The organism is Bacillus sp. FJAT-27231, from assembly GCF_001183975.1.
Classification (GTDB): Bacteria; Bacillota; Bacilli; order Bacillales; family Domibacillaceae; genus Pseudobacillus; species Pseudobacillus wudalianchiensis.
In genome coordinates this window covers 3279029-3303995 of record NZ_LFZU01000001.1, presented here as the reverse complement: position 1 = coordinate 3303995, position 24967 = coordinate 3279029, and the positions used below count along the sequence as shown (strand labels likewise).

The window sequence follows — 24967 nt, the reverse complement described above, 5'->3', positions numbered from 1 at the left end:
AAATGTTATTTTTTAGTTTTAATAGTTGATTAGAGCGGAAGACGGCGACTTTAGCGGGAAAAGCGAGTCCTAGTGAGGCCATGCAGGAGCGTATACGATGAGGAGGCTCACGGGCCGCCCGCAGAAAGCGTTTGCCTGTAGCAAAAATCAACAACCAACTATAATAGAGCCTATCTAAAAGACGACCAGCCCTTTTATAAAAGGATCTGATCGTCATAAAGAAGGAATGGTATCAATGGGTAACAATAACGATTTTAGAAAAAGTTCTTATTTCACTACTTTTTTGAGAATCTTTGTTTTAATACTTGTTCTAATATTGCCCATTTTTTGGGTGCTGCTTTTTGGCATCGAAGTCTTAATAGATGAAGCTTTGCCGTCCCACTCTTTAACTGAAATTAAACCATCTTGAGTAAAAACGTGAACCTTTTTATTTTTTTTAGCTAATTTTTCAATTTTTTTAGCAGCTTGTTGAGATTTTACAGTTTCAGCTACTCCTACCCCTGTAATAAAAGGCCCGACTCCCGGAATGAAACCTGCCGCCGCCCACGCAACAGAGGCTTTCCAGCTAGAATTTAATTTAGAAGCATAAATAGCTGCATCTTTTGGACCCATAAATAAATCAATCCCGCGAGACTTACTGCTGTTTCCGCCACCAGAGTATACAGACTCGGCTGCTACATAGGCTTTTTTAGGGCTTGCTGCTTCTGCTGAATGGTTGTTGACAAAAGAGAAGCAGAGCATAAATAAACTCATGATACAAAGAACCTGAAGAGTTTTTTTCATAGAAATGTACTCCTTTTTTCAAAGTTTAATAAGAAAATATATTCTTCTTGATGGTGACAAATTTTATCATTATTGTAAATACTGCTAAAACAAAATGATAGAATCATACTAAAAAAGGAAATAAATTTTATGAGAAGAGCTTGATTATTAGTAATAAAGTACAGTTTCCTGAAACTTCTTTTTCTGGTTTAATATGAAAAAGGATAATAAGATAGGTATTAGTTACTTGGTCAACTAAAAATGTAGAAGTATGAAATGTGCAAGTGAAAGGGAACGGACCATTGTGTTAAGGAGGGGGGAGAAAGGCAATGGACAAGAAAAAATATTTTATTCTTTTGCTGCCAGCACTTATATTGCTAGTCATACTAGTTTGTTATCTGCCTGCTGGAATGAAGCAGTATGCGATCATAGTACCTTTAGTGTTTTGGGCTATTTATTACGGCTGGATACATATGGAGAAAAAGTATAACAGATCGTCATGAGATTTTGAGAACGAAATAGGAATGAAAAAAACGAGTGAACCTTAATAGGTTCACTCGTTTTTTGATTATTCACTTCTAGCTTTTCTAACTAAAAGTTAATTAGTCATTATCGCGTTGCTGAGCGCGGGCATTTCCACCTTTTTCACCGATTTCCTCATAGAAATCCCGGTCGTGGTTTTCAGAAGTAGCTTCTCCGCCTTTGCGTCCAATTTCTTGGTAGAATTCTTTATCATGATTTTCAGAAGTAGCTTCTCCACCTTTGCGTCCAATTTCTTGATAGAAGTCTTTATCATGGTTTTCAGCCGTAGTTTCTCCGCCCTTGCGTCCAATTTCTTGATAGAATTCTTTATCGTGGTTTTCCGCAGTAGCTTCTCCGCCTTTACGCCCAATTTCTTGGTAGAAGTCTTTGTCATGGTTTTCAGCTGTAGTTTCTCCGCCTTTACGTCCAGCTTCTTCTACACTCATTTTTCTTTCGTTGTTTTCATTGTTGTTTGCCATTTTATCCAGCTCCTTTTTAATTTAATGAATCATGTGGTTTATATTACCTTTTTATAAACTGATTAAACATTTATTTTTTTAATTTTATTCGTTAGATTCTCTTTGTTCAGCGCGGGCATTTCCGCCTTTTTCGCCAATTTCTTCATAGAATTCTTTACCATGTTTTTCAGCTGTGGCTTCTCCGCCCTTGCGTCCGATTTCTTGGTAAAATTCTTTATCATGGTTACGGGCAGTAGTTTCTCCGCCTTTGCGTCCAGCTTCTTCTACACTCATTTTCTTATCGTTATTATTGTTGTTTGCCATTTTGTATCCTCTCCTTAAAGTGGAATATTTGTTGTACGCTTCTTATATAGCCTCTTTAAATTAATTAAAAACATATAATTATATAAAACGTAAAAACTCCTACTTTTAGCGTGAGTAAAAATATTTGTTTCCTTAAAATGTATAAATATATGTTTGGGATGAAAGAAATGGTGGTAAACATGAATTTCTTTTTTGCAGGTTTATTTTAGGGAAAACGTGGATGTATTATAAGATAAGAAGAGATATCATTTTCTGAAAAGGAGAGTGCGATGAATTTTACGATTGAAAACATTGTGTTAGCTTTTTCTATTCTTTTGTTAGTTGGTGTCATAAGTGCTAAGTTTTCTACTAGACTCGGATTGCCATCACTCGTGTTGTTTATTGCGGTCGGCATGGTATTAAACCAGTTTGTCTTCTTTGATAATGCCTGGCTCGCGCAATTGCTTGCAACGGTGGCGCTCGTCATCATTTTATTTGAAGGCGGTTTGCAGACGAAGTGGAAAAGCGTGAAGACGGTGTACAAACCATCTTTATCGCTTGCTACTCTTGGGGTGATTGCTACAACGATCACAATGGGAATTGCCGCAAAATTTGTCCTTGATTTAACATGGGCAGAAGGTATTCTCGTCGGTGCGATTGTTGGATCGACTGATGCCGCCGCTGTTTTTAGTGTTCTTGGAAGTAAAAATGTGAAGCCTAAGTTGACAACCGTGCTTGAAGCAGAGTCAGCCTCTAATGACCCAATGGCGATTTTCTTGACGATTAGTTTAATTCAAGTGATTCAATCTCCTTCATTTGAACCTCTTACCCTCATTTTAAGTTTTTTCTGGCAAATGGGGCTCGGACTCATCCTCGGTATTTTGTTCGGTGTCATCTCTGTTTGGTTGATTAATAAGATTAATCTCGACTCTTCTGGTCTTTATCCGGTTTTATCTATCGCTCTATCTATTTTTGCGTTTAGTACGGTTACCATTATGAATGCGAGCGGATTCTTAGCTGTTTACGTAATGGCCATTGTCATTGGAAATGCTGATTTAACTTATCGCCATTCTATTCTTGGGTTTAATGAGGGAATGGCATGGGTGATGCAGATGGTCATGTTTATGATTTTAGGTCTTCTTGTTTTTCCGAAGGATCTGCTTGATGTGGCATGGCAAGGGATCACATTGGCTATTTTCCTTATGGTCGTTGCTCGTCCAGTCGGGGTTTTTGTCAGTTTGCTTTTTTCAAAAATAAATGTAAAAGAAAAGCTCTTTATTTCCTGGGCTGGTTTGAAAGGGGCCGTACCGATCATTCTTGGCACCTATCCCTTGGTGGAAGAACTTGAGCACGGGCAGCTCATGTTTAATGTTGTTTTCTTCGTTGTGCTTTTATCCACTGTCATTCAAGGAACGACCATTTCCAAAGCGGCTGAACTGCTCGGGGTGGCTGGAGCTGGAAAGAGGTCACAGTCACCGCATAGCCTAGAGTTGATTTCAATCGGTAAAACAAATAGTGAAATGGTAGAAGTACGCATCCTGGAAGAATCGCCGGCAGCTAATAAACCAATTCAGGAAATTGATTTGCCGCCAAAAACATTAATTACAGCCGTCATACGTGACGATCAGCTCATTACTCCGGAAGGCGCTACAACACTTTTTCCGGAAGATGTACTATATGTATTAGTAAAGAAAGATAAGAAAAGGGAATTGAAGAAAGTGATGATGAAAAGAGAAGAAGGCCAACATAGATGAGTGAGAAGGTTGGTCAGGACGAAAGGGACAGCGTGCTTTTGCACGCTGTCCCTTCTTATGAGCCCCGCATTTTCTCAGGCAATGTTTGGATTGATTGAATAACGCCGTCCAGCTTTGTCTCAATTCGATATAACAAATAAAAGGTAACGGCAACCGGAAATCCTACCTCCTGAATAAAAGGCATAATTTGCTCCATTTTTTCTCCTCCTATAGAAGAAAGGAAAGCCAGTCTTCTAGCTTTCCTTTCTTCTGCTCATTAGCTGATGGGAATGGTTTCGACGCTTCGATCGACGAGGCTAGCGCCTTTAATGCCTGTGAAAGCTCCCGATGTGGAATTAAATACATTTGATTCCACTATCGCTGTCATAGACTGTTTCACGATTAAAGGATCAATCGGCTCTTTCGGATTTTCAATGGATAGGCTAGCTGTTTTTCCAAGCTCTGTCGTAAATTGCAGTTGAAGTGTTTTGGCCATCGCTTATTTTCCTCCTAATTAATAGATTTCAAAATAATCATTTCGGGCAATGGTGACAAGCGGGGTGTCAGTTAAAGCGGCAATAGCTGCTCCGGCTGTTTCTAATTCGTCGGCCGTTGCTTTTTCATCCACATTAGTAAACGTTTTTGTTTTATAAAGCGGTTTTCCATCACGATTGAATCCATGGTCGAATACAAGACTTAAGGTAGATTTGACTAGTATTGTTTGTGCCAACGGGCTCACCTCCTTTCACTCTTTACATACAGAAAAAGAGTGATAAGGGTCACTTTTTTGCATAAACTTTATTGAGTAATATTTTTAATGTTTTTGTAACAAAAGAAAAAGATATGTATTATAATGGAGAAAAATAGAAAAATAGAAAAACCTTAGTGGGGGAAAAAGGGGTAAGAGGATGAAAAGAAGATTCATGCTTTTGTGTAGTTTGGTGTTGTTCTTTATTTGTGCAGGCGGCATGCCAACTTATGCAGCTGAAAAGAAAAATATCTATATAGGACTTCATGATAAGATGCTTCCATTTACTACCGGAGAAGCGTTTATGATTAAGGGGCAGGCGGTTGCTCCGTCAGAAAAACTAGCGCACTACTTATATATCAAACAGACAGTTAATGAGAAAGAAGGAGTTTACACCTTTGAAAAAAACGGACAGCAATTAAAAATTAACACTAAAACGAACACAGCCTTGCTGAACGGAAAAGCGGCTGCTCCCGCTGTTACCTATACTGAAAATGGACGTTTTTATATCGGTATTCGCTGGCTTGCGGAGCAGTTTGGCTTTCAAGTAGATTACTTGAGCCAGCGCAGCACTGTCCGAATTTATACAAAGGTTGGCGCGAAGCTATCCAATCAAGAGTTTTTAACAGCAAATCAACCGTTTTTTGATCGGTTTAACAGCGATTCGCCAGCTAAGACTCCAACGGTCTATGTTACATTTGATGATGGCCCTAGCCCTCAATCGGCCAGTATTCTAAATACCCTTGCTTCTTATCAAGTAAAAGCGACGTTTTTCTATGTCGAGCCTAATATTGCAAGATATGGAGCTGCTGCTAATAGAGCGGCAGCAGAAGGGCACTATCTTGGTTTACACAGTGTAACGCATAAAGTAAATCCGCTGTACAATTCACCGCAAAGTTTTATCGGTGAAATGGACCAAACGAATGGGACATTGAAAAAAGTTACCGGCCAATCTTCGGTGCTAGTTCGCGCTCCATTCGGCAGTTCTCCTTATTTAAAGCAGCCTTTTCGTGATGCGATGGCTAAAAGAGGCTACAAGTTATGGGATTGGGATATAGATAGTGAGGACTGGAAGTATAATGCTAGTTCCAAAGCGCGAGTTCTACAAAATATCCAAGCTGGAATTGCCCAGCAAAAGAAGAGAGGCGACCAGCACGTTGTGATTTTATTGCACGAGAAAAAAATCACTGCAGAAATGCTTCCGCAAATTCTTGATTATCTAAAGAAGCAAGGCTATCAATTTCAAGCCTATTCCCCATCCGCTCACATCGTGCAAAACTTTTGGAAGGATTCAAGGCTATAAGAAGTGCTGAGATTTAAATTTTCTAAAAGCAAACTTGCTTTTAGAAACAGAAGAGGAGATCGATCAATTAAAAGCAAAACTTCTGTTCCTGCAAAATCGTGTAAGAGTGATTCAACAAAACTGTGATCATCGTTTTAAAGGCGATCAATATGATGAAACTTGTATGAAATGCAAGAAAGTGAATGTGCTGTATTATTAATAGTTTAAGTGGAGAGGACAAATTTTTGAACGGCCGGGTATCCCGGTCGTTTTTTAGGATGAAAGAAGACTTTATGAGAGGGGGGCTATGCGGGTGGGCACCGCACAGCCGTGTGCATATTATTCTTTCTGATGAGAGAACAGCAACGGGACAAGTATGCTGCTCACGTATTCATCATATTTTAATTGAGAATGAATGTCAACTGTAATTGATAATGACTTTCAAAATCACTAAGTGGAAGATGAATGAAAGAGGAAATAACCTTTTACTTAAAGGTTGTATTTTAAAAATACTTCGACTTCTGCATCACAATAAGAGTAGTTAAGAATGACAAAACACTTCTATAAAGAGGGTGGCAGGATGAAAGGCAGTTTATTTATTACATGTCTAGTAGATATGTTCTATGCAAATGTTGGGAAGGACATGGTACAGGTATTAGAGAGGGGTGGCTGCCAATTATCGTTCCCTGAAGGGCAGGTATGCTGCGGACAGCCTGCTTATAACAGTCGATATGTGGAAGATTCGAAGGCGAGGGAGCCTGCGGCCAAAACTATGAGTTTACTGAATTTCTGGTAGATGTATTAAAAGTGGAAAATATCAGAGCGAAGCTAATTGGAAAAGCAGCGTACCATCCTTCTTATCATACCTGTATTAACTTTATTAAGGGACCGAGCAACTCTGCTGATATTGAACTAAACCTTGTCATTGATGTACACGGACCTGTAAAAACCGTGTACATCCTGATCCGTGATTGTTAAACGTCTAGAAAACTGCTGTTTGTCTAGTATGGGCAGCAGTTTTTGGCTTTCTGCAACGAAGTTTGAAAATTTTAATTTTTCCCTTTTTTATCGTTGCACCAATTGAAAGGTTGGGTTATATTAGAAATAGAAATAATGAATGAGCATTCATTCAAAGATGTGAAGGGGGAAATCATGTTGGTTCAGCACATTCAAAAAGCTGCCGTTTTAGGTTCAGGCGTAATGGGTTCAGGCATTGCTGCTCATTTGGCGAATATCGGCATTCCGACTTTATTATTAGATATTATTCCGCGAGAGCTCACAAAAGAAGAGGAAGCGAAAGGTTTTACGCTAAACGATCCAGAAATCAGAAATAAATACGCTGCCGGCGCTTTAAAAAAGCTGTTAAAACAAAAGCCTGCTCCGCTCACATCCAAGGAAAATCTACAGTTTATTACAGCGGGAAATTTAGAGGATGATCTAGAAAAGTTGAAGGACGTTGACTGGATCATCGAGGTTGTCGTAGAAAATTTAAATGTGAAAAAGCAAGTGTTTGAAACGATAGAGAAACACCGTAAACCGGGCAGTATTATTAGCTCCAACACATCGGGTATATCCATCGAGGCGATGGCAGAAGGACGTTCAGAAGAGTTCCGCCGTCATTTTCTTGGTACACACTTCTTTAACCCGCCGCGTTACTTGAAGCTGCTCGAAATTATTCCAACGAAGGATACGGATCCAGAAGTTCTCGAATATATGAAGGCATTTAGTGAAGATATTCTCGGCAAAGGAGTGGTCATTGCTAAAGATACTCCTAACTTTATTGCCAATCGGATTGGAACGTACGGCTTATTGAAAACGGTTCAAGAAATGACGGCTTCGGGACTATCAGCCGGTGAAGTAGATTCGATTACCGGCCCATTGATTGGCCGTCCTAAAAGTGCGACATTCCGCACGCTCGATGTAGTCGGTCTCGACACTTTTATTCATGTGGCTAACAATGTCTATGAACAGGTGGAGGGCGAGGAAAAGCAAGTATTCGACGTACCTGAATTTATGAAGAAAATGCGTGATAACGGCTGGATTGGTGCTAAAAGCGGTCAAGGCTTCTTTAAAAAGGAAGGTAAAACGATTTTGGAACTTAACCCGGAAACAATGGAGTACGGTGAGCGTAAAAAAATGAAAACGGCTTCAATCGAACTGGCGAAGCAGCAAAAAGGTTTATCAGCAAAATGGAAAACATTGATCTATAGCGATGACAAAGCTGGCTATTTCTTATGGAGGATTATCGCACCAGTGTTAGTCTATTCAGCTCGTCTGACAGGTGAGATTGCTGATGATATTGTCTCCATTGACCGAGCGATGAAATGGGGGTTTGGCTGGGAGCAAGGACCTTTTGAAATATGGGATGCGATCGGTTTACAGTCCTCCCTGCAGAAGATGGAAGCAGAAGGATTAGCTGTTCCAGCCTGGGTGAAGGAAATGACCGCAAATGGCCATACCTCTTTCTATAAAGAAGAAACTGGTGAAACACACTTTTATCATCACGGCGACTATCAGAAAGTCCCAGTCAGTGAAAAAGTGATCGATTTAAAAAAGCTGAAGAAGCAAGGGAAAGTTCTTAAAAAGAACAGTGGAGCAAGCTTAATTGACATTGGGGACGACATTGTTCTACTAGAATTTCATTCACCGAACAATGCTATTGGAGCGGATATCGTTCAAATGATCAATTACGCGGTAGAGGAAACAGAGAAACATTATAAAGGCCTCGTCATCGGCAATCAAGGGAAGAACTTCTGTGTCGGCGCTAATCTAGCCATGATTTTGCTGGAGGCACAGGACGACAACCTTTGGGAAATAGAAATGGTCGTAAGAGGCTTCCAGCAGGCGATGATGAAGGTGAAGTATTCGAGTAAACCAGTCGTGGCGGCTCCGTTTTCTATGACGCTTGGCGGCGGTGCAGAGGTTTGTCTGCCGGCAGCACATATACAGGCAAGTTCAGAAACATACATGGGCCTTGTAGAGGTTGGGGTCGGACTCATCCCAGGCGGCGGTGGAAATAAGGAGCTGTACATCAAACATTTAGAGAAGATGGCGAATGGTGTGCAAGTTGATTTACAGGCAGTCGCCAACAAGGTGTTTGAAACGATTGCCATGGCTAAAACGTCGACATCAGCGGCAGAAGCAAGAGAGAATAACTTTTTATCAAAAGCAGACGGCATGAGCATCAATAGTGACCACCTGCTTCATGATGCAAAACAGGCGGCTCTGTATCTCTATGAAAATGGTTATCAGGCGCCAAGAAGAAAGAAAGTCCCAGTTGTAGGGGAAACAGGCTATGCTGCTTTGCTTTTAGGGGCGCGTTCCATGTTGGAATCAGGCTTTATTTCCGAACATGACTTTAAAATTGCCTCTAAACTGGCCTATGTGATCGCTGGAGGAAAGCTGCCATTTGGAACCGAGGTGGAGGAAGACTATTTACTTGATCTTGAACGGGAAGCGTTCCTAAGCTTAATCGCCGAGTCGAAATCACAGCAGCGTATGCAGCATATGCTCGTCAAAGGCAAGCCATTGCGTAACTAATCAACTCTTTTATTCCATAGATGAAAAAGCAAAGGGGAGAAAGCTGATGAAAGAAGCGGTGATCGTTGCCGGTGCCAGAACACCGGTCGGGCGCGCAAAAAAAGGCACACTTGCCACGGTTCGCCCAGATGATTTAGGTGCGATTGCAGTGAAAGAAACCGTCAAGCGCGCAGGGAACTATGAAGGGGAAATTGATGACTTAATTATGGGTTGTTCCATGCCAGAAGCAGAGCAAGGGTTAAATATGGCGCGAAACATCGGGGCACTTGCTGGTCTTTCTTATACTGTGCCAGCTGTCACCATTAATCGTTATTGTTCCTCGGGATTGCAAGCTATTGCATATGCGGCAGAGCGGATTATGGTAGGGCAGGCAGAGACCATTATTGCGGGGGGAGCAGAATCTATGAGTCTCGTGCCGGTCATGGGTCACGTTGTCCGTCCGAATCTTCGCATCGCTGAAGAAATGCCGGAATATTATATGAGCATGGGGCATACAGCGGAAGAGGTAGCGAAGAAATATGGCATCACACGTGAAGAACAGGACGCTTTTGCTGTTCGAAGCCATCAACAGGCTGCACAGGCGATTGCAGAAGGAAAATTTGCTGATGAAACGGTTCCGGTAGAAGTAACGCTTCGCCACGTAGGACCGGATCGTAAGCTTGTAGAAAAGAAGATACAGTTTATACAGGATGAAGGGGTTCGTCCGGGAACGAATATGGAAGTGCTGTCCAAACTGCGTCCGGCTTTCTCTGCAACAGGCACCGTTACCGCAGGGAACTCTTCGCAAACAAGTGATGGTGCAGCAGCCGTTATGGTAATGGAACGGGAAAAGGCAGAAGCGCTCGGCCTAAAGCCGATGGCGAAATTTCGATCATTTGCTGTTGGCGGCGTGCCTCCAGAAATCATGGGAGTCGGACCGGTGGTGGCTATTCCAAAAGCGTTGAAGTTTGCTGGCCTGACACTTTCTGATATTGGGCTCATTGAATTGAATGAAGCCTTTGCTTCACAGTCTATCCAAGTCATTAGGGAACTGGGGCTTGATGAAGAGAAGGTAAATGTCAACGGTGGAGCTATTGCTCTTGGACACCCGCTTGGCTGTTCGGGAGCCAAATTAACATTAACACTGCTGCACGAAATGAAACGTCGTGGGGAACAGTTTGGGATGGTCTCCATGTGCATTGGCGGCGGTATGGGAGCAGCCGGCGTATTCGAGCTCTTATAAAAGAAAAGAACAAAAGGGAATGGGAGGAATTATACATGGCAAAACAAACAGAAAGACAGGCCGTCAAAGGTGGAGCGTTTTTAATTGAAGATGTCACGTGTGATCAAGTATTTACACCAGAGGACTTTTCTGATGAGCAAAAAATGATTGCCAAAACAACGGAGGAATATGTAAATAACAGTGTGATGCCGCAAGTTCCTTATTTAGAGAAGCACGAATTTGAACGTTCTGTAAAGCTTTTGCAAGAAGCAGGAGAACTCGGGCTATTGAGTGCCGATGTTCCGGAAGAATACGGTGGATTGAACTTAGATAAAGTCAGCTCCGCTTTAATCGCCGAAAAAATGGCGGTTGCCGGCGGCTTCTCTATTACTCACGGAGCTCACGTTGGCATTGGCTCGCTGCCGATTGTGCTGTTTGGCAATGAAGAACAAAAGCAAAAATACTTGCCAGCATTAGCTACTGGTGAAAAAATTGCTGCCTACGCATTGACAGAACCAGGATCAGGTTCCGATGCACTCGGCGCTAAGACAACAGCTAAGTTAAATGAAGCGGGTACGCACTATGTATTAAATGGAGAAAAGCAATGGATTACGAACTCGGCCTTTGCGGATGTATTTGTTGTCTATGCTAAAATCGACGGCGATAAATTCTCTGCTTTTATCGTAGAGAAAGATTTTCCGGGTGTGTCAACAGGGGCAGAGGAAGATAAAATGGGCATTAAAAGTTCATCAACGCGGACACTTATTTTACAGGATGCAGAAGTGCCGAAAGGGAACCTGCTTGGAGAAGCAGGCAGAGGCCATGTGATCGCATTTAACATTTTAAATATCGGCCGCTATAAATTGGGAGTCGGTACGGTAGGAAGCGCCAAACGAGCATTGGACATTTCACTAAAGTATGCAAATGGACGCCAACAGTTCAAGACACCAATTTCCTCTTTCAATCTCATTAAGGAAAAGTTTGCTAACATGGCTTCGAAAATTTATGCGAGTGAAAGTGCTATTTATCGCACAGTCGGATATTTTGAAGACCGGATGAGCCAGCTTTCAGCAGAAGAGCAAAAGGATGGCTTAGCCGTTGCCGCTTCCATCGCTGAATATGCCATTGAATGTTCATTAGGAAAGTTCTTCGGCTCGGAAGTGCTTGATTATGTAGTAGATGAAGGAGTGCAAATTCACGGCGGCTACGGTTTTATGGAAGAATATGAAATTGCCAGAATGTATCGTGATTCCCGAATTAACCGCATCTTTGAAGGGACCAATGAAATTAATCGTTTACTTGTGCCAGGCACATACGTCCGTAAAGCCTTTAAAGGTGAATTGCCGTTATTTGAAAAAGCACAGGAGCTGCAAAATGAAGTAATGATGCTGATGCCGGAAGAAGTTGGTGCAGAAGCACTTGAACAGGAAAAATATTTAGTCAAGAATGCTAAGAAAATTGGCTTGCTTGCCGCGGGCTTAGCCGTTCAAAAGTACGGAAAAGCGCTTGAGAAAGAACAGGAAGTACTCGCCAATATTGCTGATATTGTGAACAATATTTATGCAATGGAGTCGGCTGTTCTCCGCACGGAAAAAGCCATTGCCAAGGCTGGCGAAGCAAAAGCGAAGCAAAAGCTCCTATATACTCAAATTTTTTGCCAAGAAGCATTTAATCAAATTGAGGCTGACGCAAAAGAAACACTTATTGCCGTTGAAGAAGGCGATACGCTGCGTATGATGATCTCTGTTCTACGGAAATTAACGAGATACATGCCGATTAATGTAATTGCGAAAAAGCGTGAAGCAGCGGATCGGTTGATTCAGACAGAGAAATATACAGTATAAGAAACTATGGAACAGAGTGCCCTGAAAATTCTTTTTTAGGGCACTCTGTTATTTAAATTAGCCTGCTTAAGAAGAAGGAAGCAATTGAAAAATAGACGACGAGTGAGAAGATGTCGTTGATCGTTGTGATCAGAGGTCCCGAAGCGACAGCAGGGTCAAGATTGAACTTATAAAGTACAAGCGGGACGATCGTGCCGGCCAGGGTGCCGAGGATGAGTGTAAGTAAAAGAGAGCTGCCGACAACAATTCCAAGATGCATATTCCCTTGCCAAATAAAGGCGATCAGCGAAATGAGCAGGCCGCATGTGACTCCAATTATTAAGCTGACACGAAACTCGCGGAAGATTAACCGTGTCACTACTTTTGGGTTAATCTCTTGTTCCGCCAATCCTCTGACTACGACCGCCAAGGACTGGGTACCCGTATTACCGGTCATTCCGGCAATAAGTGGCATAAAGAAAGCGAGGGCCACTACTTTTTCAAGGGTGTCTTCAAATCTAGCGATAATACTTCCGGACACAAGCCCAATAAAAAGAAGAGCAATCAGCCAAGGAAGCCGCCGTTTGGCAGCGGTGACAGGCTTTGTGTCAAAATCGATTTCTTTATTTACAGCGGACAATTTACCGATATCTTCATTTGCCTCTTGAATGACGATTTGCATCATATCGTCAAACGTAATCACTCCCAGCAGCCTTTCTTGATCGTCTAATACAGGAATGGCAGTAAAATCATAGCGTTTGAGCAACTTATTAATTTCCGCTCTTTTGGCCGTATAAGGAACTGAAATAATTTGCTTTAGCATAATGTCCTTCACTAAGTCATCTGGCTGGGCGATAACAAGATCTCGATAAGAGACGGTACCAGCAAGCCGGTTATTTTTGTCCAGCACATAAATGATAAATAATATTTCAGAATACATGGCATGGACTCTTGCTTTTTCGACCGCAGCCGCCACCGTATCTTCAAGCTGCACAGACAAGTATCGATTGGTCATCATACTGCCAGCTGTATCCCGCTCATAGCTCATCATTTGCTTTAAGTATTGAGCTTCAGTATCATTAATTTCTGATAAAAAGCGATCCAGATCCGCTTTAGGAAAATGGCGTAAAAGAGAAGAAAGAATGTCTGTGTCTAAAAGAGCAAGTACTTTATTAGCTCTGGCAGGCCCAATCTTTCCGAGCAATTCCAGCTGTTTTAGTTGGTTGAACTTTGGGAGCATGCTGGCAATAGAGGCTTCATTCAGGTGCTCAAGCATGGAAGCTCGGTGTTTTTCGGGAAGGTTCTGGAAAATGGAAGCTAAGTCATAGGGCTTCTTAGTCGTAAACATCTCGTTGATTTTGTCATATTTTTCTTCTTTTAGCTTTTCAATAACGAACAGTGCATCCTCCTGTATTTTTTTCATGATTAACACCTCCGTCATCAAGCCTATTCCCTAGAAAGGAATGCAAAAACCATTTATGGATGATTTTACATACCGGTTCCTTGTTTAAATGAGAAAAAGGTCTTTGTCTTTTATTGAAAAAGAAGGTATATTTTAATAAAAGAGGCAGGGAATTTGAAGATCATGTCGAAAAGATGTTAATGGCAGATGCTGTGCAAATAGGAGGCTGATGAAGAAATGACATTAACATTTTACTGGTATCCGAAGTGCGGGACATGCCGTAAAGCAAAGAAATGGCTGGAAGAGCATAATATCGATGCTCAAGAGATACATATCGTGGAGCAGCCGCCTTCAAAGGAAAAGCTGGAAGAACTATATAAGAAAAGCGGTCTTGAATTAAAGAAATTTTTTAATACGAGCGGACAGAAATACAGAGAGCTTGGGTTAAAAGACAAAGTAAGCACGGCTTCTGATGAAGAATTATTAGAACTGCTTGCTTCCGACGGCATGCTGATTAAGCGGCCGCTCACAACGGATGACGAGAAGGTTACCGTTGGTTTTAAAGAAGAAGAATTTAAAAAACAATGGTTGTAAAGGATGCGTAAAGCTTATTTTCTTGCTTTATGCCTTTATAATAAGTAAAGTTTTAATTGAAATTAGGTAATGGAGGGATTTGGATGAGTACACCAAAAGAATTGCGTTATTCAGAAGAGCATGAATGGGTAAAAACAGAAGGGGAAAAAGTTCGTATTGGTATTACACACTTTGCGCAATCAGAACTTGGCGATATCGTATTCGTTGAGCTTCCATCTGTAGGCGATGAAGTAACAGCTGATGAGCCATTCGGCAGCGTTGAATCTGTAAAGACAGTTTCAGAGCTGTATGCTCCTGTCAGTGGAAAAGTCGTTGAGGTCAATGAAGACCTTGATGATAATCCAGAATTCGTGAATGAATCACCATATGAAAAAGCGTGGATGATCGTTGTCGAATTATCTGATGCTTCTCAGCTTGACAACTTAATGACAGCTGAGCAATATGACGAAATGACACAAGAAGACTAATAACCAAAGAACACTTCCTTAACTGGAAGTGTTCTTTTGCAATTTCTTAATAAATAAAGGACAATAATGTTGCGAGGCAGATATTCAGACGGTGGAGGGATGTTCATGCGTATGGAGAAAACTATCATTGTAGAAGGCGCTTCCGATCGGAAGAAAATAAAGGAAATTGTGAATGAGCCAGTAGATATCATTTGCACGAATGGAACCATTGGCCTAAGCCGGCTGGATGAACTGATTGAAAGCTTATACGGACAAGACGTATATATTCTCGTTGACGCCGATCAAGCAGGAGAAAAACTCCGTAAGCAATTTATTCGTGAATTGCCTGAAGCGCGACATCTGTACATCGATCGTGTCTATAAAGAAGTTGCTACTGCTCCTTACCGTCACCTGGCATCTGTGTTGCTCGGCGCCAATATTGATGTGCATGGAGAGTTTTTACAAAAGGATGGATGACATGCAGAGGGAACAAGACATAAATGAAATGATCAAGTCGAAGCGCTTAGCAGCTGTTTACGCCTATACACCGCTGTGTGGAACGTGTCAGCTAGCTGGAAAAATGGTAGACGTTGCAGAAAAAGTAGTACCTCCATTTACATGGGTTCGTTTTGACGTCAATTATCATGAAGGCTTTGCTATTCAATACGCCATTGAAAGCGTCCCGTGCCTGCTTATTTTTAAAGAAGGGGAATTAATGGAGAAGATTTATGCTTTTCAGTCGGTTCCTCATCTATATGAAAAGCTGAACCACTATACTTGATCAACTAAATAGCATATAAAAATCTGAGTTGCTTTCTAGATGAAAGCAGCTCTTTTTTGACGAAATATGCGATGGGAGCGGCATACTTTGTCGAGCGATTCATAAAGGATATTTCCTTTTCTGTTTGAAGTTTATAGATAAAGTGAACAGAGGGGGAAATAACATGAAAGAGAACTTGCTGGCTATGCAGGCTGCTTGTCGAGATAGAACGCATATTTGGCCGCTGCTTCCGCTTCAACCCGTGCATGTGCTTTTAGAGGGAGAAGGCGAGAGTTGGCTGCTTGTGATTAGTGATCAGGGGGTGCAACTGTCAAATAGGCACACAGATCATTGGCACTTACGGTTAAGAGGCGGAGTAGAACCTCTTTTAGAAGGGCGGGGACAGCTGCGTCTTTATGAGCGAATGGGAGCGGTGGAAGTGGCAGGATTTTATCGTGTAAAGCTTTGGTTTGAATCATTTCTCTGGCTTTGCCGTCCTTATTATGAAACATCTGGAACAGCGTAAAAACATTTTTCTACAGATGATTGACAATTTTCGAGAAATAATGATAAAATCAAATCCATTGAGAAGGACATATTATATACGACTCTTATCAAGAGAGGTGGAGGGACGTGCCCGATGAAGCCCGGCAACCGTCAACGGTGAAATGCTTGTTGAAAAGGTGCCAATTCACACAAAGCTTCGTGCTTTGGAAGATGAGAGAAAGGAACTGTTAAAGCACACCTTTCTGCTCATTTTGCAGAAAGGTTTTTATTTTTTCTGGTGGAATGGAGGAAAACCGCCGCATGATTTCAATAGAGAATGTAAAGAAAATCTTTTCCACAAGAAATGGGAAAGTGACGGCAGTAGATGATATTAACTTAGCGATAGATAAAGGCGAGATTTTTGGCGTAATTGGGTATAGCGGTGCTGGAAAAAGTACGCTGATCCGAATGCTGAACGGATTGGAAACACCCTCTTCCGGTTCAGTGGTTGTAGGTGGACGTGAAATCTCAAAAATCCGAGGAGGAGAACTGCGCCAGGCACGCCAGGAGATTGGCATGATTTTTCAGCATTTTAATCTTCTTTGGTCAAGAACTGTGCGAGAGAACATCGCCTTTCCATTAGAGATTTCCGGAGTGCCTAAAGCAGAGCGGTTAAAGAAAGTAGATGAGCTGATTAAATTGGTTGGTCTTGAAGGCAGAGAGGATTCCTATCCTTCTCAGTTAAGCGGCGGCCAGAAGCAGCGTGTCGGTATCGCTCGGGCATTGGCGAATGATCCGAAGGTCCTTTTATGTGACGAAGCGACATCAGCGCTTGATCCGCAAACGACAGATGCGATTTTAGACTTGCTTGTTGATATTAATAAGCGGCTTGGGTTAACGATCGTCTTGATTACGCATGAAATGCACGTCATCCGCAAGATATGCCATCGGGTTGCTGTAATGGAAGCGGGGCGTGTCGTCGAAATGGGTCCAGTATTGAATGTTTTCAAATCACCGGAGCAGCCGATTACGCAACGATTTGTCCAGCAAGTAACGGACCTTGAAGAATCAAAAGAAACAATCGATCACTTGCTTGAGCAGTTCCCCGAAGGAAAAGTAGTCAAGCTCACTTTTATCGGAGAAAGCGCAGAGCAGCCGATTATTACTAATTTAATACGTCAATTCAACATAGCGGTAAACATCGTTCAAGGAAAAGTATCTCAAACGCAAAATGGTGCCTATGGCTCACTATTTGTTCATTTAACAGGAGACCAGGCAGAAGTGGAACGAGCGGTGGCTTACCTCGAAAAGCAGGAAGTCAGCTCGGAGGTGATTAGTCATGCTTGAACAATGGCTCCCTAATGTAGATTGGGAAAAGATGTGGGAAGCGACCACTGAAACGCTCTATATGACGAGTATATCCGTACTCGCTACGTTTATCCTTGGTATATTGCTTGGCCTGCTGTTGTTTTTAACAGCTAAGGGAAACATTTGGCAGAACAAGGCGGTTTATGGCATCGTTTCAGCTTTCGTCAATATTTTCCGTTCGATTCCTTTCATTATATTAATTGTTTTATTAATTCCTTTTACAAAGGCTTTAGTCGGAACGATGATTGGCGAAAATGCTGCCTTGCCAGCTCTTATTATTGGCGCTGCCCCTTTTTACGCGCGGATGGTAGAAATCGGTCTGCGGGAAATTGATAAAGGCGTCATTGAAGCAGCAAGAGCAATGGGAGCAAAAACGAGCACCATCATCTTCAAGGTGCTGCTTCCAGAATCGATGCCGGCACTTGTTTCTGGTATTACTGTTACAGCTATTGCTCTAGTTGGATATACAGCAATGGCTGGAGTAATCGGCGCTGGCGGTCTTGGAAATCTTGCTTATCTTGATGGTTTCCAGCGCAGCCGCAATGATGTAACACTTGTTGCTACGATTGTTATTTTAATTATTGTGTTTGTAGTCCAATTAATTGGTGATTTAATCACTAATAAATTAGATAAAAGATAAATTTACAAGGGGGAAGAAAAATGAAAAAGTGGTTAATTGGGTTATTAACAGCGCTTGCTGTGTTTGCCCTGGCTGCTTGTGGCGGGGGCTCAGACGATAAGAAAGACGAGAAAGCAAAAGAAGGCAGTAAAGAAGATAAAGAAATCATCGTTGGCGCTTCTAATGTGCCGCACGCTGTCATTTTAGAAGAAGCTAAGCCGCTGCTTGAGAAGAAAGGCTACACGTTAAAGGTTGAAACGTTCCAAGATTATATCTTGCCAAATAAGTCATTAGAAGAGGGAGACCTGGATGCAAACTACTTCCAGCATATTCCTTACCTTGAGTCTCAAAAGAAAGAGCATGGCTATGATTTCGTAAACGCTGGCGGTATTCATATTGAGCCAATTGGTGTTTATTCTAAAAAATATAAAAGCCTAGAGGAACTTCCAAAAGGTGCCACAATTTTAATGAGCAGCTCTGTAGCAGACCATGGCCGTATTTTAACAATGCTTGAAAAAGAAGGCCTTATTAAGTTAAAAGATGGCGTTAAGAAAGAAGAAGCAACAATTGAAGACATTGCAGAAAACAAAAAAGATTTGAAATTTGACTATAACTATGAAGCTGCTTTCCTTCCACAAGCTTATAATAATGGAGAAGGCGATGCGGTTCTAATCAACTCTAACTATGCAATCGATGCTGGCTTAAATCCGTTAAAAGACTCAATTGCGATTGAAGACAAAGATTCACCATATGTGAACGTCATTGCAGTTCGTAAAGGTGACGAAAACAAAGAAAAAATCAAAGCTCTTGTAGAAGTTCTTCACTCAAAAGAAATCCAAGATTTCATTTTGAAAGAGTGGGGCGGAGCGGTCGTACCAGTTAATAAATAAGAATAGAAGGCCTGCAGGTGATCCTGCAGGCTTTTTTATGTTCAGCTGCACATCTTTCTTCTTCTTTGAATAAAGCTTTTTTAGTTGCTGCATATTAAAAAAGATAAAAAATGAGGAGGCAATTCCATGGAAAAAGAAGTAATGACATCAACAGAGGCAGCATTGCTTGAATATAAAGAGGGACTAGGTGTATTCACAAAAAAAATGCCAGGGCTTGCTGGGCATTTTAATGCATTTACAGCAGAATGTTTTAAAGAGGGAGCAATCGCCCAAAAGGAAAAACAGTTAATTGCTCTCGGAATCAGCGTCTATTCACAGGATGAATATTGTATTATTTACCATGTGAAAGGTTGTCTCGACCAAGGCTGCAGCGAACAAGAGATATTTGAAGCGCTCGGTGTAGCGGCAGCTTTCGGGGGCGGAGCAGCAATGAGCCAGGCAGTAACCCTTGTTCAAGAAGCGATGGATGAATTAAAAACACAGCATTAAAAAAGGGTATTGGTCATGTTTAAATAAACGTAACGATTAATGGAGGAACTTTTAGAAAATTAAGAATTGAGAAGGATATGGTTTAAATTTTGAGAATGAGGCTATATAAAAGTCAGGAAGCACGTAAAATCACGCGTGAGCAGGTAAGAAGAGCATATATGCCTTTTGTGAAAAACTATAAAGCCTGTTACGATGGTTCCTGTAAGAAAAATCTCATTCTAAAAATTGAAAGGATTGATTCCCCATTAACTCGTTAAACTCACTGAATTTGCAGTACACGGAAAGTATGGAAAAGGCTATGCATGGATCCCATGGAGTTGGATATGAAGTGTACCGCCAAAATCATGAAGTGAGAATGAATGTTGAACGTCAACGTCAAGAGGAATATGTGGAAAGCAGACGTATCGTTGCTGATCATAACCGTAAATTTACGAATCATATTTCATAATTAGGTTCTATAAAAGGTGACTGTTGTTCTTTAATAGTTAATTGTAGCGGAAGGCGGCGACTCCAGCGAGAAAAGCGTGTCCTGGTGAGACCAGACCCCTGCAAGAGCGCACGCTAGGAGAAGGCTCAAGGACCACCCGCTGCGAAAATCAACAACCACATATAAAAGAGCCTGTAATTAAATGTATATACGCAAATGAGGAAGAGCTGGCATTGATGCTGGCTCTTTTATTGTAGAGAGAACTTCCCGAACAGATTTATCTTTTTGGAGAGTTTAAATGGAACGTGCACACAAATATGGAGTTTTTTTGTTGGTTTTAAAAAAGAGAAACAGCTTGTAAATAAGATAAATGAACGAGGGAGAAGCTAAAAGAAATGGCTACCATTCCTCTTGATTTCATATAAAGGATGGACTATCATCAAATATCCGGAACAATTCATTCAGACCGGTTGAATATAATTTTCATTTGTTATAAGATTGTAATGAGAATAAATTGAGAATGACAATAAAAATCGAGCATTTTCGATGATGACGGAGGTATGAGCATGACAGCTTCAACATTAAAGATTAAAGATTTACACGTATCGATTGACGGAAAAGAGATTTTAAAGGGTGTAAATCTTGAGATAAAAGGTGGAGAGTTCCACGCAATCATGGGTCCAAACGGAACAGGAAAATCCACTTTATCTGCAGCTATTATGGGTCATCCTAAATATGAGGTTACAAGTGGAAGCATTGAACTAGACGGAGAAAACGTTCTTGAAATGGAAGTGGACGAGCGTGCACGTGCTGGTCTCTTCCTTGCTATGCAATATCCAAGTGAAATTAGCGGGGTAACGAATGCTGATTTCCTTCGCTCAGCTATTAACAGCCGCCGTGAAGAGGGCAATGAAATTTCTTTAATGAAATTTATCCGTGAAATGGATGCTAAAATGGATCTGTTAGAAATGGATCAGGACATGGCGCAGCGTTATTTAAATGAAGGCTTCTCTGGTGGAGAGAAAAAACGCAACGAAATTTTACAATTAATGATGATCAAGCCTAAAATTGCGATCCTAGATGAAATCGACTCAGGTCTTGATATTGATGCTTTAAAAGTAGTAGCAAAAGGAATCAACGAAATGCGTAGTGAAGAATTTGGCTGCTTAATGATCACTCACTATCAGCGTCTCCTTAACTACATCACTCCAGACTACGTACACGTAATGATGCAAGGACGCGTCGTTAAATCAGGTGGATCCGAATTAGCTCAACGACTAGAAGCTGAAGGATACGACTGGATCAAACAAGAACTCGGCATCGAAGACGAAACCGTAAGTCAGTAACATAGAAAAGCGGAAGCGGCCGTTCAGCGGCGTATGGGCTGGACAGCTCCGTATGAGATAAAGGAACCACGAAGAGCGACAGCGATTCGATGTTGACTTATCGCAGGGAGGAGCCGGAAGCCTACTAGCCGCTGGCCGCTGCAGCTGGACAAAATAGAAAGGCGTAGCCGACTGTACTGCCCCGACAAGCATAAGACAAAATGGCGAAGTGGCGTTCTTCAGCCACACAGCCAGATCGGCTTATGGCCTCGAGGGGCAAGGAGGCGAAGCTGGACAAATAAAGAAAAGCGGAAGGTGCTTGTTCAGCGGCGTATGGACTGGACGGCTTCGCATGAGATAAAGGAAACACGAAGAGCGAAGCGATTAGATGTTGACTTATCGCAAGAAGAAGCTGGAAGTCCACTAGCCGTTAAGCGCCTGCAGCTGGACAATAAGAAAAGCGGAAGGTGCTTGTTCAGCGCGATAGCAGATTGGAGCTCTCGATAAGGAGTCGTTTTTCAGACTCCGACAGAGAGAGCGAAATCAGCGTACGCGCTAGCGCCTGCAGCTGGACAATAAGAAAAGCGGAAGCGGCCTGCTCAGCCCGATAGGAGATTCGAGGTCTCGACAAGGAGTCGTTCTTTAACTCCGACAGAGAGAGCGAAACCGCCGTACGGGCTGGCCGCTAGAGCTTGATAAGAAAAGTGTAGCCGCCTCTCGGTTGCGATAAGCAAATGACAGGCTGTTAGAGCGGAGATTTTGCGATATAGCCGGAGCGGCTTTCTCTATCGATAAATGAAAGTTGGATAACTAGGAGGACGGACATGACTGTAGAAACAAACCTACCAGTAGACCAAGAGTATATTCGCTCTTTTTCAACAGAAAAAGGCGAGGGACAATGGCTAGCAGATTTGCGCCTGGCAGCTCTTGAAAAAGCGGAAGAATTGCCGCTGCCAAAACCAGACAAAACGAAGATTACGAACTGGAACTTTACTCAATTCCCGTCTCATATGGTAACAAGCGAGCCGTTTGCTTCTCTTGAAGAACTTCCAGAAGAAGTAAAGTCCTTGATTAACCTAGAAGAAGCGGATAAAAACCTTTATGTTCAGCGTAACCAAACGCCCGCTTATCTTTCTATTTCAAAGGAACTAGCAGAACAGGGCGTCATTTTTACAGATATCGCTACAGCTGTTCGCGACCATAGTGATCTCGTTCAAAAATATTTTATGACGAGCGTCGTCAAACCTGATGAACATAAATTGACGGCTCTGCATGCAGCTTTAATGAACGGCGGAGCTTTTCTATATGTGCCGAAGAATGTTGAAGTGAAAGAGCCGATTCAAGCTGTATACATTCAAGATAATGCTGAAGCGGCTTTATTTAATCACGTACTCGTTGTAGCAGATGACAACAGTGCTGTGACGTATGTAGAGAACTATGTATCGACTGTTTCTGTTGAAAATGGGATCGTCAACATCGTAGCAGAAGTTGTAGCTGGCACGAATGCCAAAGTGGTTTATGGAGCTGTTGATAACTTAGCTAGCGGTGTAACGACATACGTGAACCGTCGTGGAATTACTGGCCGCGATGCTCGCATTGAATGGGCACTGGGCATGATGAATGATGGAGATACAATCTCTGAAAACGTCACAAACTTAATCGGAGACGGCTCTTTTGCAGACACGAAGCAAGTAGTCGTTGGCCGAGGCAGCCAGTCTCAGAATTTTACAACAAAAGTTGTTCATTTCGGCAAACATACAGAAGGCTATATTTTAAAGCACGGAGTAATGAAAGAGGCAGCCAAGTCGATCTTTAACGGTATTGGTAAAATCGAGCATGGCGCTTCTAAATCAAATGCAGAGCAGGAATCACGCGTATTAATGCTCAGCGAGAAAGCGCGCGGTGACGCTAACCCGATTCTTCTTATTGATGAAGACGATGTAACAGCTGGCCATGCGGCTTCTGTTGGCCGTGTAGATCCTCTTCAGCTTTATTATTTAATGAGCCGCGGAATCAGCCAACAAGAAGCAGAGCGCTTAATTATTCATGGATTCTTGGCGCCGGTAGTTGAAAAAATGCCAATCGAAGGCGTGAAAAAGCAGTTAACTGAGGTTATTGAAAGGAAAGTACGCTAATGAACGCGAAGGAAATTAAACAATATTTCCCTATCCTTGACCAAGAAGTGAACGGCCATCCACTTGTTTATTTAGATAGTGCAGCGACTTCTCAAAAGCCTGTGCAGGTCATTGAAGCGCTTAATAAATATTACCGGGAAGACAACTCCAACGTTCACCGAGGAGTCCACACACTCGGAAATCGGGCAACGGATGCTTATGAAGGCGCACGCGATAAAGTGCGTAAATTCATTCATGCAAAAGCTCGTGAAGAAATTGTATTCACCCGCGGAACAACAACGTCTATTAACACTATTGCTCAAAGCTACGGGCGAGCGAATGTAAACGAAGGCGATGAAATCGTGATTACGTACATGGAACATCATAGTAACATCATTCCATGGCAGCAGCTGGCTAAAGAAAAAGGAGCTGTGCTAAAATATGTACCACTTCAAGACAATGGAACGGTTTCACTTGAAGATGTAAGGGAAATGGTTACTGAAAAGACGAAAATTGTTTCCATCATGATGGTGTCTAACGTTCTCGGTACGATTAATCCGATTAAAGAAATTGCAGAAATTGCCCATGAAAAAGGGGCCGTCATGGTCGTAGACGGCGCGCAGACTGCTCCGCATATGAAAATAGACGTTCAGGATTTAAACTGTGATTTTCTTGCTTTCTCAGGGCATAAAATGTGCGGACCGACAGGCATTGGTGTGATGTACGGCAAAAAAGAACATCTTGAAAAGATGGAACCGATCGAATTTGGCGGCGAAATGATTGATTTTGTTGGATTGTATGAATCAACTTGGAAAGAGCTTCCTTGGAAGTTTGAAGGCGGCACACCGATTATCGCAGGAGCGATCGGTCTTGGAGCAGCCATTGATTTTCTCGAAGAAATTGGACTTGATGAAATTGAGCAATACGAACATCGTTTAGCTGATTACGCAATGGAACAGCTTAGCACCATTGAAGGCATGACAATTTATGGACCGCTTGCCGGTGAAAAACGCGCCGGACTCGTTACATTCAACTTGGACGATGTGCATCCACATGATGTGGCGACTGTGCTTGATGCGGAAGGAATTGCAGTTCGTGCAGGTCATCACTGTGCACAGCCACTCATGAAATGGCTAGATGTTTCGGCAACAGCGAGAGCCAGTTTCTATCTGTATAATACAGAAGAAGACATAGATAAGCTCGTTCAAGGACTCGTTAAAACAAAGGAGTATTTCAGCGATGTCTTTTAATAATTTAGACCAGCTTTACCGCCAAGTCATCATGGATCATTATAAAAATCCACGCAATAAAGGGCAAATAGAAGATGGAACGTTAACCATTGATATGAACAACCCGACTTGTGGAGACCGTATTCATCTAACAATGAATGTAGAAGATGGCAAGGTGTCAGAAGCAAAGTTCGATGGGGAAGGGTGTTCCATCTCCATGGCCTCTGCTTCGATGATGACGCAAGCGATCAAAGGCAAAGACGTAGAAACGGCCTTACGACTTTCAAAAACCTTTTCAGAGATGATGCAAGGAAATGATTACCCGGACGACTTAGATCTTGGTGATATTGAAGCGTTACAAGGGGTAGCTAAATTCCCTGCCCGTATAAAATGTGCGACACTTTCATGGAAAGCCATGGAAAAAGGCTTAACTGAGAAGGAATAAT

Annotated in this window: 29 protein-coding genes, 2 pseudogenes and 1 riboswitch; of the genes and pseudogenes, 23 read left to right on the top strand and 8 right to left on the bottom strand. The window is 42.1% G+C overall.

Translation table 11 applies throughout. The features are described 5' to 3' along the window. Positions 1-267: 267 nt before the first annotated feature. Positions 268-783, bottom strand: coding sequence for a hypothetical protein (locus AC623_RS15940; RefSeq protein WP_049664197.1), 516 nt, complete (start codon positions 781-783; stop codon positions 268-270). Positions 784-1091: 308 nt separating this feature from the next. On the opposite strand from AC623_RS15940, the gene AC623_RS21815 reads away from it, so the two are divergent. After that, positions 1092-1265 (top strand): hypothetical protein, encoded by a 174-nt coding sequence (locus tag AC623_RS21815; protein ID WP_197090985.1) that lies wholly within the window; start codon positions 1092-1094, stop codon positions 1263-1265. Between the two features lie 99 nt (positions 1266-1364). On the opposite strand, the gene gsiB is transcribed toward AC623_RS21815, so the two are convergent. Next, a complete protein-coding gene (gene gsiB, locus AC623_RS15935; protein ID WP_049664194.1) occupies positions 1365-1763 on the bottom strand; it encodes a glucose starvation-inducible protein GsiB in 399 nt (132 codons plus the stop codon). A gap of 96 nt (positions 1764-1859) precedes the next feature. After that, a pseudogene (locus AC623_RS15930) lies at positions 1860-2066 on the bottom strand (KGG domain-containing protein); the annotation flags it as partial. A 269-nt stretch (positions 2067-2335) separates the two neighbouring features. Here AC623_RS15930 and AC623_RS15925 point away from each other — a divergent pair. Beyond that, complete coding sequence (locus AC623_RS15925) at positions 2336-3799, top strand: potassium/proton antiporter (protein ID WP_049664190.1); 1464 nt, start codon at positions 2336-2338, stop codon at positions 3797-3799. A 55-nt stretch (positions 3800-3854) separates the two neighbouring features. Here AC623_RS15925 and AC623_RS15920 read toward each other — a convergent pair whose 3' ends face one another. The 3 genes from AC623_RS15920 to AC623_RS15910 are packed head-to-tail and all read right to left on the bottom strand — an operon-like array spanning position 3855 to position 4508. Next, positions 3855-3995, bottom strand: a complete 141-nt coding sequence (locus AC623_RS15920; RefSeq protein ID WP_049664186.1) for a YvrJ family protein — start codon at positions 3993-3995, stop codon at positions 3855-3857. Between the two features lie 60 nt (positions 3996-4055). After that, a complete protein-coding gene (locus tag AC623_RS15915) occupies positions 4056-4274 on the bottom strand; it encodes a DUF2922 domain-containing protein (RefSeq protein ID WP_049664182.1) in 219 nt (72 codons plus the stop codon). 18 nt (positions 4275-4292) lie between these two features. Further along, on the bottom strand, positions 4293-4508 hold the full coding sequence (locus AC623_RS15910) for a DUF1659 domain-containing protein (protein ID WP_049664179.1): 216 nt from the start codon (positions 4506-4508) through the stop codon (positions 4293-4295). A 178-nt stretch (positions 4509-4686) separates the two neighbouring features. On the opposite strand from AC623_RS15910, the gene AC623_RS15905 reads away from it, so the two are divergent. From AC623_RS15905 to AC623_RS15885, 7 genes and pseudogenes are all read left to right on the top strand, one after another. Continuing rightward, positions 4687-5829 (top strand): polysaccharide deacetylase, encoded by a 1143-nt coding sequence (locus AC623_RS15905; protein WP_049664174.1) that lies wholly within the window; start codon positions 4687-4689, stop codon positions 5827-5829. A gap of 224 nt (positions 5830-6053) precedes the next feature. Next, entirely contained in the window at positions 6054-6236 is a 183-nt protein-coding gene (locus tag AC623_RS21580; RefSeq protein ID WP_156187062.1) for a hypothetical protein, read from the top strand. A gap of 119 nt (positions 6237-6355) precedes the next feature. Next, positions 6356-6604, top strand: a complete 249-nt coding sequence (locus tag AC623_RS15900; protein ID WP_049664170.1) for a heterodisulfide reductase-related iron-sulfur binding cluster — start codon at positions 6356-6358, stop codon at positions 6602-6604. Between the two features lie 68 nt (positions 6605-6672). Beyond that, positions 6673-6786: pseudogene (locus AC623_RS22000) on the top strand (LUD domain-containing protein); the annotation flags it as partial. A gap of 177 nt (positions 6787-6963) precedes the next feature. Next, entirely contained in the window at positions 6964-9348 is a 2385-nt protein-coding gene (locus AC623_RS15895; RefSeq protein WP_049666707.1) for a 3-hydroxyacyl-CoA dehydrogenase/enoyl-CoA hydratase family protein, read from the top strand. 46 nt (positions 9349-9394) lie between these two features. Further along, positions 9395-10570 carry an acetyl-CoA C-acetyltransferase gene (locus tag AC623_RS15890; protein WP_049664166.1) on the top strand — a complete coding sequence of 392 codons (1176 nt, stop codon included), beginning with the start codon at positions 9395-9397 and terminating at the stop codon, positions 10568-10570. A 35-nt stretch (positions 10571-10605) separates the two neighbouring features. Then, positions 10606-12393, top strand: a complete 1788-nt coding sequence (locus tag AC623_RS15885; protein ID WP_049664164.1) for an acyl-CoA dehydrogenase family protein — start codon at positions 10606-10608, stop codon at positions 12391-12393. Between the two features lie 52 nt (positions 12394-12445). On the opposite strand, the gene mgtE is transcribed toward AC623_RS15885, so the two are convergent. Beyond that, positions 12446-13795, bottom strand: coding sequence for a magnesium transporter (mgtE, locus tag AC623_RS15880; protein WP_049664160.1), 1350 nt, complete (start codon positions 13793-13795; stop codon positions 12446-12448). Between the two features lie 216 nt (positions 13796-14011). Between mgtE and AC623_RS15875 the strand changes: the two genes are divergently transcribed. The 11 genes from AC623_RS15875 to sufC all read left to right on the top strand — a co-directional run bounded on the left by AC623_RS15875 (position 14012) and on the right by sufC (position 21199). Then, positions 14012-14368: an arsenate reductase family protein gene (locus AC623_RS15875; RefSeq protein ID WP_049664157.1), complete on the top strand. Its 357-nt coding sequence runs from the start codon at positions 14012-14014 to the stop codon at positions 14366-14368. Positions 14369-14451: 83 nt separating this feature from the next. Further along, positions 14452-14835 (top strand): glycine cleavage system protein GcvH, encoded by a 384-nt coding sequence (gene gcvH, locus AC623_RS15870; protein WP_049664153.1) that lies wholly within the window; start codon positions 14452-14454, stop codon positions 14833-14835. A 105-nt stretch (positions 14836-14940) separates the two neighbouring features. Next, entirely contained in the window at positions 14941-15291 is a 351-nt protein-coding gene (locus tag AC623_RS15865; protein WP_049664149.1) for a toprim domain-containing protein, read from the top strand. Position 15292: 1 nt separating this feature from the next. Beyond that, on the top strand, positions 15293-15595 hold the full coding sequence (locus AC623_RS15860; protein ID WP_231603530.1) for a thioredoxin family protein: 303 nt from the start codon (positions 15293-15295) through the stop codon (positions 15593-15595). Between the two features lie 163 nt (positions 15596-15758). After that, a complete protein-coding gene (locus AC623_RS15855) occupies positions 15759-16100 on the top strand; it encodes a hypothetical protein (protein WP_049664142.1) in 342 nt (113 codons plus the stop codon). Positions 16101-16182: 82 nt separating this feature from the next. Further along, a riboswitch (SAM riboswitch) is annotated at positions 16183-16298 on the top strand. An 83-nt stretch (positions 16299-16381) separates the two neighbouring features. Then, positions 16382-17407: a methionine ABC transporter ATP-binding protein gene (locus tag AC623_RS15850; protein WP_049664139.1), complete on the top strand. Its 1026-nt coding sequence runs from the start codon at positions 16382-16384 to the stop codon at positions 17405-17407. After that, entirely contained in the window at positions 17400-18068 is a 669-nt protein-coding gene (locus AC623_RS15845) for a methionine ABC transporter permease (RefSeq protein ID WP_049664134.1), read from the top strand. Before AC623_RS15850 ends, AC623_RS15845 begins: the two co-directional genes overlap by 8 nt. Before the next feature lie 20 nt (positions 18069-18088). Continuing rightward, on the top strand, positions 18089-18937 hold the full coding sequence (locus AC623_RS15840; protein WP_049664131.1) for a MetQ/NlpA family ABC transporter substrate-binding protein: 849 nt from the start codon (positions 18089-18091) through the stop codon (positions 18935-18937). A gap of 126 nt (positions 18938-19063) precedes the next feature. Further along, positions 19064-19426 carry a carboxymuconolactone decarboxylase family protein gene (locus AC623_RS15835; protein WP_049664129.1) on the top strand — a complete coding sequence of 121 codons (363 nt, stop codon included), beginning with the start codon at positions 19064-19066 and terminating at the stop codon, positions 19424-19426. Between the two features lie 286 nt (positions 19427-19712). Beyond that, positions 19713-19874, top strand: a complete 162-nt coding sequence (locus AC623_RS21575) for a hypothetical protein (protein ID WP_231603528.1) — start codon at positions 19713-19715, stop codon at positions 19872-19874. Between the two features lie 545 nt (positions 19875-20419). Then, positions 20420-21199 carry a Fe-S cluster assembly ATPase SufC gene (sufC, locus tag AC623_RS15830; RefSeq protein ID WP_049664126.1) on the top strand — a complete coding sequence of 260 codons (780 nt, stop codon included), beginning with the start codon at positions 20420-20422 and terminating at the stop codon, positions 21197-21199. A 124-nt stretch (positions 21200-21323) separates the two neighbouring features. Here sufC and AC623_RS21570 read toward each other — a convergent pair whose 3' ends face one another. Continuing rightward, positions 21324-21602, bottom strand: a complete 279-nt coding sequence (locus AC623_RS21570; protein ID WP_156187060.1) for a hypothetical protein — start codon at positions 21600-21602, stop codon at positions 21324-21326. A 400-nt stretch (positions 21603-22002) separates the two neighbouring features. Between AC623_RS21570 and sufD the strand changes: the two genes are divergently transcribed. The 3 genes from sufD to sufU are packed head-to-tail and all read left to right on the top strand — an operon-like array spanning position 22003 to position 24966. Continuing rightward, positions 22003-23313, top strand: a complete 1311-nt coding sequence (gene sufD, locus AC623_RS15820) for a Fe-S cluster assembly protein SufD (RefSeq protein ID WP_049664117.1) — start codon at positions 22003-22005, stop codon at positions 23311-23313. After that, positions 23313-24542, top strand: coding sequence for a cysteine desulfurase (locus AC623_RS15815; RefSeq protein ID WP_049664113.1), 1230 nt, complete (start codon positions 23313-23315; stop codon positions 24540-24542). The genes sufD and AC623_RS15815 overlap by 1 nt, the downstream gene beginning before the upstream one ends. Next, positions 24532-24966: a Fe-S cluster assembly sulfur transfer protein SufU gene (gene sufU / locus AC623_RS15810; RefSeq protein ID WP_049664110.1), complete on the top strand. Its 435-nt coding sequence runs from the start codon at positions 24532-24534 to the stop codon at positions 24964-24966. The genes AC623_RS15815 and sufU overlap by 11 nt, the downstream gene beginning before the upstream one ends. Position 24967 lies beyond the last annotated feature (1 nt).